The organism is Rhodovulum tesquicola, from assembly GCF_024128855.1.
Classification (GTDB): Bacteria; Pseudomonadota; Alphaproteobacteria; order Rhodobacterales; family Rhodobacteraceae; genus Rhodovulum; species Rhodovulum tesquicola.
In genome coordinates this window covers 131891-139414 of record NZ_JAMYDV010000010.1, presented here as the reverse complement: position 1 = coordinate 139414, position 7524 = coordinate 131891, and the positions used below count along the sequence as shown (strand labels likewise).

General features: G+C 57.8%; 7 protein-coding genes. All 7 read right to left on the bottom strand.

All coding sequences use genetic code 11. The features are described from left to right. Window positions 1-123: 123 nt before the first annotated feature. Window positions 124-477 (bottom strand): DUF6262 family protein, encoded by a 354-nt coding sequence (locus tag NHN26_RS17580; RefSeq protein WP_354595930.1) that lies wholly within the window; start codon window positions 475-477, stop codon window positions 124-126. Then, a complete protein-coding gene (locus NHN26_RS10740) occupies window positions 474-971 on the bottom strand; it encodes a hypothetical protein (RefSeq protein ID WP_253089477.1) in 498 nt (165 codons plus the stop codon). The genes NHN26_RS17580 and NHN26_RS10740 overlap by 4 nt, the downstream gene beginning before the upstream one ends. After that, window positions 968-3103, bottom strand: a complete 2136-nt coding sequence (locus NHN26_RS10735) for a hypothetical protein (RefSeq protein ID WP_253089476.1) — start codon at window positions 3101-3103, stop codon at window positions 968-970. Before NHN26_RS10735 ends, NHN26_RS10740 begins: the two co-directional genes overlap by 4 nt. Beyond that, window positions 3100-3954, bottom strand: coding sequence for a site-specific integrase (locus NHN26_RS10730; RefSeq protein WP_253089475.1), 855 nt, complete (start codon window positions 3952-3954; stop codon window positions 3100-3102). Before NHN26_RS10730 ends, NHN26_RS10735 begins: the two co-directional genes overlap by 4 nt. A 677-nt stretch (window positions 3955-4631) precedes the next feature. Next, on the bottom strand, window positions 4632-5696 hold the full coding sequence (locus NHN26_RS10725; protein ID WP_253089474.1) for a site-specific integrase: 1065 nt from the start codon (window positions 5694-5696) through the stop codon (window positions 4632-4634). 602 nt (window positions 5697-6298) lie between these two features. Continuing rightward, window positions 6299-7057, bottom strand: coding sequence for a Bax inhibitor-1/YccA family protein (locus tag NHN26_RS10720; protein WP_253089473.1), 759 nt, complete (start codon window positions 7055-7057; stop codon window positions 6299-6301). A 151-nt stretch (window positions 7058-7208) separates the two neighbouring features. Beyond that, window positions 7209-7427, bottom strand: a complete 219-nt coding sequence (locus NHN26_RS10715; protein ID WP_253089472.1) for a DUF1127 domain-containing protein — start codon at window positions 7425-7427, stop codon at window positions 7209-7211. Window positions 7428-7524: the final 97 nt, after the last annotated feature.

The following is a 7524-nucleotide window of genomic DNA, read 5'->3' as shown; positions in this document are numbered from 1 at the left end:
CACCACGCCAAGTGAACTGAGAAACTCCGTCATAGTCTCCATGGAGAAACTCCACCCCTGTTAGCCAACAGAGACGGACTCGCAGAACGGAAAAATCACAGGAAGGTGGGGGCAAAACACCGTTTACATTTGATCGAGGTGCTCGTACTTTCGGAGCTGGGCTCGCAGGCCGTGGTTCTCTGCGGCCAGGGCCGCGTTTCGCGCTTCGAGGCTTCGAACCCGTTGCTCGAGGACCTTTTCCGCTGCGCTGCGCTCACCGACACCACGAGCTTCGATGCCGATAAGGCCTTTCTCGGCGACGGTTTGCTCAAGGAGAGCTTTTGCTGTCGGGTTCCGGTAGAGAACCTGGCGATCGATCCCCGCAGCCGAAGCGACGGCGGCGATGCTGACTTTGCCGCCGCGGGCGGGTAGAGCCTCCACGGAGGACAGATACGCCCTCAGGGCATCGACATTGTCTTCTGAGCGCGCCTGACTCATCTGCGGCCCTTTGGGGGAAGCGGCACGACGTTCGTCTTTTTTTCCGGCAGGGATTTGACTTCGGAGCCGCAGAGGATGCACTGACCGTCTGCGTCTGTCCGATCGCGGACGACGGCGTCGACCAGTTCTGCGGCAGTCAGACTGGCGCCATAGATGTGGTCGTAGACGGTCTGCAGATCCCGCATGAGGGTCTCATTGCGCGCCGTCAGAATGGCGATCTCGTCGTCCTTGCGCTTCAACTGATCCTTGAGGAATTCGAGACCGGCATGGCCATCGACGCGCCGGCGTTCCGCATCGAGTTTCTGAAGAACCCGCTCAATGAAGCGCTCGTGTTTGTAGATTGTTGGGCGGCTCGTCCCAAGGTCCCGTGCAAGCTCCGCGAGGTTGAGCTTGAAGGGCCTCTTGGCTTTTGCAGCCTTCTTCTGAGAACTGCGAATGGCCGCTTCGATGCGCGGGTGCCAGATGGCACAGGTCCTTTTCGTCCTGTCCGTCATGCATCCTCCGATAGAATCTTGCGGGTGGAGCTCGCGATGTTCCTGAAGTGCTGAACCTGGGGCGCGTCAGACATCCCGTCTTCCTCGAACCAGTCGAGCATTGCGTCAGCATTGTCCTGTATGCGTTTGATTTCCTTAACTTGACCATCATCCGAGGCGTCGACGATCAGGAAGGCACACGGGGTGCCGACACCCTGATCGTCGGTCGCGCAGCTGAAGCAGCTGAGGTGATGAGGACAGGGTTCCGCGGCCAAGTCCTTGGCGCACAGGCCGTGCGGCATAACGTTCAGCTGACGCGTCATCGCCTGAAGATACATCTCCGCTTCGGAACGATTGACCTCGGCGATGGAGCGGAAGGTGTCGGTGATGTGCCCTGTAATCGCATGATCACGGACGCCACCAGCAACTGCCTCGCGGCGCTCCTCGTTGGTCATGTGATTGTAGGTGGAGTTGCCCTCGAAAGATTGCCGGTTGAAAAGGATTGCGATCTGCTCCGGACTGAGCCCACCACGATGATAAGCAGTGTTCAGCCAGTGGCGGATGTCATGCGACACGAACTTGGCGGGGTGACCAGTGCGTGGATCGGTGATACCGTGGCGTTCGAAGACCGACGCCCGACCCGGTCTCCCTCCCAACCACATCATGAATTGCTCCGCCTCGAGGACTTTGAAGTCCTCGGACTTGGTTTCGTGGGACCCGATCAAGTACTTCGGCACGACCATCAGGGCCTCATCGACGAAGAGGAGAGGGCGCGCATTTTGGTCCGCGAGGAGCACCGGGCGCGATCGACCAAATCTCGCCTCCAGTTCGATCTCGAACGGCGGCATCGGATAGACCTCGCCCCTCATCTGCGCCCGCGTTGCAGCATCGATCATCTCCTGCATCTGATCCGACTTTCGGTACTGACCCGAGGCAAAGCCAATCGCGCGAAAGAATTGATATTTGCTCATCACGCGTCGGTCGCGCCGCTGCCAATCCTCGACCGTCAGGCCTTTCTTTCGTTCGCAAAGAACGCCTCGACGGCTGGCCCATTGCTGCTTGCAAAGTTCATTGAACGACGACCACGAAAGATCGAGTTGCTCGGTCGTGGCATTGACGGCGCCGTTGTTCCGCCTGAGGGCTCCGAGAACGTCGATCCAACCGCGATCCCTGTGCCACGCGGCGTCCGGATTGATCAGCCGATGGTCCGGATCCGACGTCCATTCATGGAGGAATTCTCCGAGGAAGTAGGCAATGGCTGCAGGATCCTCGAGAACGAGGGACCAGTCTGGTTGCTTTTTCTCGACCCAGCGTCGCGCGATGTTTCTTCCCTCATTGGTGATCTCGATGAGGTCACTCACTGCCGCTTCAACGACGGGCTTGAGCTGAGGGGGAATCAGCCGCGGGGCGGCTTTTCCCTTTTTTGACTCGACATGCCGCACATAAAGCGCGTCTTCATCATTGACCAGGCAATCTACCGGAAGAGACATCAGTTCCGAGATACGGAAACCACAGGCAACATTGATCGCGAGTGCACTGACGAAGAGACGATCCTCGGCATCGAGATCTGTGCGCGTTTGCAGCGCCAGAAGTTGTCCCAGGACACTTTCGGGGATCAGCTTTTTGCGCCGCCCGACATCTGTTCCCTTGACGCCATACCGAGCGGCTGCGGTCTTGGGTCTCTTGTAGGTGACGGGGAGAGCAAACCACGTATTCAGGTATTCGGCGATCATTGCCAGGTTAGTGAGGTAGCTACATCCAGCCCCGTACTGCGTGGAAAGACGCTGCTCACATCGCTGCACGTCTGCATTGGTCAGCTTTGAAAGAGGTCGTGCTCCCAGAATCTCGCCGAGAAAGCTCGCAACTCGGATGTTTGGGAAGGCATAGGTGTGGGTGACCTTTTCAGTGGCGCGTTTGTGCAGAACCATGAGCTTGATGGCGACGCGCAGTTCCGCGTGAAGAATGTGTGCAAAATTAGCAGTCGTCGTCCCTTCCCGGTGTCGTCTTTTACCCCAGGACCAAACGTTCCAGCTGTCGTCATCAAAGCTGGACGCGCCGGGAAGATGAGCGTCCAGTCCGTCGATCAGATCCTGTCGTTCGGGCACAACCTGGGCGCGGATCGGCAGGATCGAGCGACTTGCGTTGATACTCATTCAACATCACCCCCATGTTTGGAAGCTTCTTCCATCCCCTTGTCGATCTGGGCAAAATCATCGTGCGACTTGGCCCGCATCGTCGACGGTTCGGCGGCCCTCCATTGCTCGTACTCGCGTCGAAGAAACTCGCGGTTGGCGTCCTCGTCGGTGTCCTTGAAGCGGAGAAAGTAGGGGCAGCCGTTATAGCAAGAGAAAAAGGGATGCTTTGGGCAGGCGGAATGTAGGCCGCACTGTCCGACCACGGCAATGTTCTTGGGATCTGGTCTAATGACCGGCTTCTTGATCTTGCCTTCTGGACGGCTGATAACCTTGCCCTTGAAGAAGGCGTCACTGAGATCGGAAAAGACGCGGCCAAGAGCGTCGTTGATGCGCTCGAGTGCCGGTGTCATGTCGTTACCGACGGCATCAAGATAAGCGAGGGCAGCGCTATCGCTTGCATGCTCGAGCATTGCCTGGATATCGCCCTTGGAGTAGCCCTTCTTGGCCATTTGTGTCGCTACGGTATGCCGAATGCGGGTTGACGTGACCCGCATGATTTTGCCAGTTCGAGGCGAGACCAGGTTTCGTCGCTGAATCCAGTCTCCGATCAGAATTTGGACGTTGCCTGATTCCCGAGGTCCGCTAACGCGGCTTTGTGAAGTAATCGGGGTCACGAAGAAGTACCCGAAGCGGTCCTGCGCCTCGGAAACGGCGGGCCGCGCTGCAAAGTCCATCAGATCCTCATAGAGATGCTCCGAGATCGGCCAAAGGCCAGCCTCTTCGTTCCGCTGAAATTTTCCCCCCGGGATCACAAGGAACTTCTGGTAACGAGGATCGCCCGGAATTATCCTGACCCCATCGGCAGACATGTGCAAAAGTTGTACTGCACGTTTTCCGACCGAAACACAGCTGCGTAGGTAAACCCGAACGAAGTGCTCATGGTCTGTCTCTCTCTCTTTCCTGACAAGTAGGTGCGCTCGAAGGTGTTCGAGTTCAGATGTTGTCAGCGCTCCACGAGTGTTATCCCACCGCCGCACTTCAGGTATTGCTCCAGAGTGATTGGGGTGTAGGTTGATGTCCTTCAAAACGTTGTAGACCGCAAGTGAACAGCCCCCGCGATCCCTTGTCGCAAGAATGCGGTAGGTTTCTCGGAGAGTTGAAGCCGATTGTGGCGAAAGCCTCGTTAGAAGATGGCTCATTCCCCTCATTCCGATATCGCTGAAGGTGTTTGGCTGAGGGGTTCCCAAGCTACTCCAAGACTCGTCCAGCTCCTTAAGCATTTGCCTAAGCGCTTTAAGATGACTTGGGGCGTGCCGCATGAGCTGAAATCTTGCGGCTTCCTGTAGAGTGAAGCGGATGGACGGAGGGATTGCTTTTCGGCGCCAATCTAAGCGGAAGGGTTTCCCGTTGTGGCGCGCGATCCATACTTCGCCATCGACTCTGATCATATGCGGGTTATTAAGGTCGAAAGTATTCTCGACATAGAGAGCGCCATCAGCGCCTTCAAAGAGACCTGTTTCAGCATTGAATATCAGAGTCGATCTATTCACCCTAGAACATCCCACACTGGTTTCTCCTCAGGGCCAGACAGAATAAAGCTGCCGCGGCGTGCAGTATCCCTGCGGGCCGTCAGCGTGTAGATCATCAGGCTCTCGGGAGATGACCAGCCGCCGAGATACTGCATCTGTTGCCGCGCTCGCTCGCGATCAGTGGTGTTGGGGATACGTTCCGCGGCGGCGTAGATGCGATTGAAGAATGAGTGCCGCGCCTTGTGCCAGTGGAACTTGATTTTGAGTTCCTTGGCGACCCGCGCGCCGATGCTCTCGATGGTACTTGATGGTAGCGGAGAACCGTGATCGGAGATGAAGAGATAGGGGTGATCAAAGACAAAGCGCCGCCGCGTCTTTCCGAGGCGCGGGTTGTAGACCTCGGCCCAGCGATATTCAGCGACGTACTTCGAGAAGAGATCGGGGAAGCTGCTGTTCGCGAAATATGTGCCCAGGTCGCGAGAGAGGGTCTTCGGCCTTGGCGCACTCTTACCCCGGGGATCCGGGGGATCGCGGCGCTCTTCGATCCGCACGATCTTGATGTAGTTGGCTTCCCTGCTTGGGAGATCGATGGTCCGGAAAGCAAGGATCTCGCCAATGCGGAGGCCGTACTCAATGGCCATGCGCCAGATGACGTAGTTCCGGAAATCGGACGGATTGACCCTGTCAGGGTCAGCCATGAACGCGAGTGATCTGAAGTACTGCTCGATTTGCAGAATCTCGTCGTCGGTAAAATCTTCAGCATAGCGGACCTTAGGAGACGCTTCATGTGCGCTCTTCCAGAGCTCGGATTGGACCGCACGGACGTCGACGAGCTTGCTTTGGTGGCCGTGACGAACAAGCGCATGGCGCAGGCACCAGTCTTCAAAGCTGGCAACGCCATCGAGAATCGAGTTTATGGTCTTGGCTTCAGATCCCACCAGCTTACTGGGTTTGTCCTGCTCGGAGATTTCCGGATCGAGATCTGATGCCTCCTCTTCGCGACGGGTCCTTTTGATGATTGCTCGGGAACGGAGCCATTCCTTGAATTTCCGGATCTGAGGTTCCGTAAGCGGACGCCCCATCGACAGTTGCGTACATCCGCCTTCCCGACCTTCCGCATCCCAGGCGAGAAATGCGGCGACATGTTCGAGGGCCTTCCTAATCGTTGAGGGGGAGTAGGAGGACCTTGCCAGATATGCTTCGAAGAGACCTGCAAGCAGACTGGATGACAGAGTCTGGCGATCAACAAGGAGATGACGGTACCTGGATCCATTTCGGCAGGTTTGGACCTGGAACCTCAGGGGGTCTTGTTTCCGCACTGACTAACCTCTGCAACATGCTCTCACGAGCTACTGCCAAAGAAATTGGCCGCAGAGGCGAAAGACGAAGTGTTCGAGGATAAGGCGATATGACGGAACGTCTCAGACAGTATTCAGTGCGCCAAGCGCCAAAACGTTCGTGATTCGCGAGATTGTAAACCCTTGGGTGGCCAGTGGACCTATCTAAGCAGTTGAATTGACGTCGAAACTTGCCCTGTTGTGCGGCGATTACACTTCCTGTCGTGTGATATGCGCTCGCAGGGTTCTCGAAGCAGACATCGATAAGAAGCAGTCAAGACAAAGAAAAACCCCGCCAAACCGGAGGCTTGGCGGGGTTTTGGTCGCTAACGACCTGGTCGGTAGCTTTACTCTCTGTTCCCTAGAAAGCTCAGCAGGAACATGAACAGGTTGATGAAGTCCAGATAGAGGTTCAGCGCCCCCATGATCGCCGACTTGGCCAGCCATTCGCTGTCCATCGACTGCGCATGCTGGATGTAGTCCGTCTTGATCCGCTGGGTGTCATAGGCGGTCAGCGCCGAGAACAGCAGCACGCCGATGATCGACACCGCGAACATGATCGCGGGGCTGCCCAGGAAGATGTTCACGATCGAGGCGACGATCAGGCCGATCACGCCCATGATCAGGAACGAGCCCCAGCCCGAGATGTCCTTCTTGGTGGTGTAGCCCCACAGCGACAGGCCCGCGAAGGCGATCGCCGTGATCAGGAAGGTCTGCACGATCGACAGCCCGGTGAAGACCAGGAAGATCGAGCTGATCGACAGGCCCATCAGCGTCGCGAAGCCGTAGAAGTAGAGCTGCGCGGCCGCCGCCGACATCCGGTTCGCAACCATGCCGAAGCCGAAGACCATGATAAGCGGGGCGAACATGATCAGCCATTTCAGCGGAGAGGCGTAGATCGCCATGCCAAGCCCGGTCAGCGTGCCATCTGCCGCGACGGCCAGCCCCGAGATCGCCCAGGCGGCCAGCGCCGTGATCACCATGCCGACCGACATGGTGCCGTAGACCTTGTTCATATGGGCACGAAGGCCCGCGTCGATCTGCGCCGACGAGCGGATGCCCGCCGTCTGGCCCGCGCGGATCGTGTTCGTGTTGTAGTCAGCCATCGCTGCCTCCTCAGATTTTCACACCCGGCGGACCGGACAATCCGGACCCCGCCATTGCGGGGAAATATCGGCGAAGGGGGAAAGCATTTCAAGCCGCGCCGGTCCGAAAACGGCGCGATACCTTAACGTTTCCGTCAGCCTGCCGCGCGGCTCAGCGCAGCCAGGTCTGCGGCACGTCCCAGACCGGGCGGCGGGCCTCGGCCAGCGCCTCGTCCCGGGTCAGCCCGATGTCGCGCAGCAGCGTGTCGTCAAGCTCGGCCAGACGGTGACGCTGGCGGGCAACGCCAAGGCCAAGGCCAATGCGGCGCAAAAGATCGCCAAGCGCAGGAAGACGGACGCCCCAGATGGTGTCGGTGACGATATGGGCCATGGCCGTGCCTCCTTCTTGATGCGGACTGCTCTCTCTGCTTGCAGCCTATCGCGCATCGTGTTTCATTCTTCAAACGAATGATTGTTATGCGATGAAT